Here is a 2,038-nt window from a genome sequence, read left to right as displayed (position 1 = left end):
GGATATTACCTGATGAATTATTACAACTGGGAAAGACCGCATCAATTTAACGATGGGCTACCACCGGCAAAAGCGGAAGAATTAGCTAAAATGGTGTCCGGGTTTTATTGACCACTACAGATGCAGCATATGGAGAGTAACCTTCGGCTTTTAGTCACAAACAAAGATAGTTAACGTTGATAGCTCCGTCAGCTAAGTTCTATATTAAGAGATAGTTATTTCAAAAGGTCGTTCTATGAAGTCTCTCAAAGCGCTGCAACCAAACAGAGGATCATCCCCCGACGTGGTAAATATTGTTTCTGGGGGGAAGGTTAATAGAGAGTCCTCCCTGCTTGATGAACTCAGCGTGATCAGAAATGGGTTACCAGTTAACACAGTAAGACATCTCGGCACAATTATGCTGTGGAATAAAGGAATGCTCGCGAAACACCTGCACACAACTACCAAAACATTAGAGCGATGTGCTAAAGATAATAAGCCCCTTAATTCGCAAATTAGTGAGAGTGCGCTGGATATAGCCAAGTTAACGGATACAGGCCTTGCTTATTTTGGAAGCATAGAGCGGTGGAGACTATGGCTAAATACTCCCAACATGCAATTTCACAATGAGAAGCCTTCATCAGTGATAGATATAGCGACGGGTCGAAACCTCATTCGCAGAATTATCCGAGGTCTTGAGTACGGCTTTGCTGCCTGATATTTGTATTTCGCGATGTCTACCCGTTTTTTCAACGATGTTCTTGCTAAAATAGATGTACTCTCTCAAATGCAGGGTAACGAGACTTAGAATATCTAAAAGTGCTAATGATTAGCATCTTGCCGCTCCAATTCTCTGAAAACAGATCCCACAACGACAAAAAAGCACTATACTTTTGTGACGCAAAAACTTAAAAAGCCGCATTAGGCTGTTATTGGCCATCAGTTAAGCTGGGAGGTTAATAACAAGGGGAGCGTCATTATTAAATCACTAAGTATGCAAAAAAACTCTCGTCCTGGACATCTATATAGACCACATCCCGGCGAAGTTTTAAAGCGTCGATACATTGACAAATCACCCCTCACACAGCATGAGATTGCTGTGCGCCTTGGAATAAACACAAATCAACTTTCATGCTTTATCAATTGCAACTGTGACCTGACCCTTGAATTGGCCAAAAAGCTAGAGTTAGTAAGTGGTATTAGTTCTGCAGCTTGGATGAACTATAAAATCGCCTATGATATTTATAAAGCTGCCGATCTAAGCAACTAGTAGTAGAATGCTATCTATATCAGCGTAACTCGATAATAAAAAGAATATATGCCCTTAGAATTAGCTGTTTATCAGCTATTATTTAGCTATTCATTATACTGAAACACCTTGGACTCTTGATGAAAAGGACTTTCTCGATTTTTCTGACGCTGATATCACCATTCGCAATAGCCGACAGATATGCTCTTAATGATAAATTTGATGACTTCCCGAGCGGTGGAAGTGATCCTATTTTAACGTTTCTGGGCGCTGTCCTATGTATTTGCCTTTCTTATTATTTCCTATTTTCTTCGTATGTTGAATGGTGTGAAAGACGAGAAAACGGTGAAAAAGTAAAAAGGGAAAGCTTGTTATACGATTTGTTTTTTCCATTAGTTGTCTATGCTTTAGCTACATTTTTCATTGCCGCTCCCTTTTTAATTGTTGCAACATGGCTTGGCGGGCAAGACCTAGTAAATGAGCATGGTTTTGAGTTTGGTGTTTCAATCTTTGCTGTCCTCACATTTTTACGTCAAACCTAACCAACGTGCATGTATTGGACATTTTGGGACACAAAAAACACAACTTAATAATTCTTATCTCTCATCCACTTTTTCTCGATTGTTGGAGAAGTAACCGAGACTTAACCTAATCCATAGAGTTATTTCTAGAGATAGCCTATGAAGAGTTTCGGGTTCTACCCCGTTTTCACGGACGGTTTAATAAAGACGTAAACTTTTTGTCTTGATTAGCAAGTCTACGTCGCATTCTTGGATTATGGAACCGTTCAACGTAATCGAATATATCTGC

3 protein-coding genes are annotated in these 2,038 nt (G+C 39.7%); all 3 read left to right on the top strand.

Annotation, left to right across the window (positions count from 1 at the left end; genetic code table 11):
- Positions 1-235: 235 nt before the first annotated feature.
- The 3 genes from AB1N33_RS16590 (at position 236) to AB1N33_RS16580 (ending at position 1,770) form a co-directional block, all read left to right on the top strand.
- Positions 236-697, top strand: coding sequence for an Xre family toxin-antitoxin system antitoxin (locus AB1N33_RS16590; protein ID WP_411272677.1), 462 nt, complete (start codon positions 236-238; stop codon positions 695-697).
- A gap of 276 nt (positions 698-973) precedes the next feature.
- Positions 974-1,249, top strand: coding sequence for a HigA family addiction module antitoxin (locus AB1N33_RS16585; protein WP_411272676.1), 276 nt, complete (start codon positions 974-976; stop codon positions 1,247-1,249).
- Positions 1,250-1,368: 119 nt separating this feature from the next.
- Positions 1,369-1,770 (top strand): putative four-helix membrane protein, encoded by a 402-nt coding sequence (locus AB1N33_RS16580; protein ID WP_411272675.1) that lies wholly within the window; start codon positions 1,369-1,371, stop codon positions 1,768-1,770.
- Positions 1,771-2,038 lie beyond the last annotated feature (268 nt).

This window comes from Alteromonas nitratireducens (assembly GCF_040812025.1).
GTDB lineage: Bacteria > Pseudomonadota > Gammaproteobacteria > Enterobacterales > Alteromonadaceae > Alteromonas > Alteromonas nitratireducens.
This window is presented reverse-complemented; position numbering and strand designations above follow the sequence as displayed.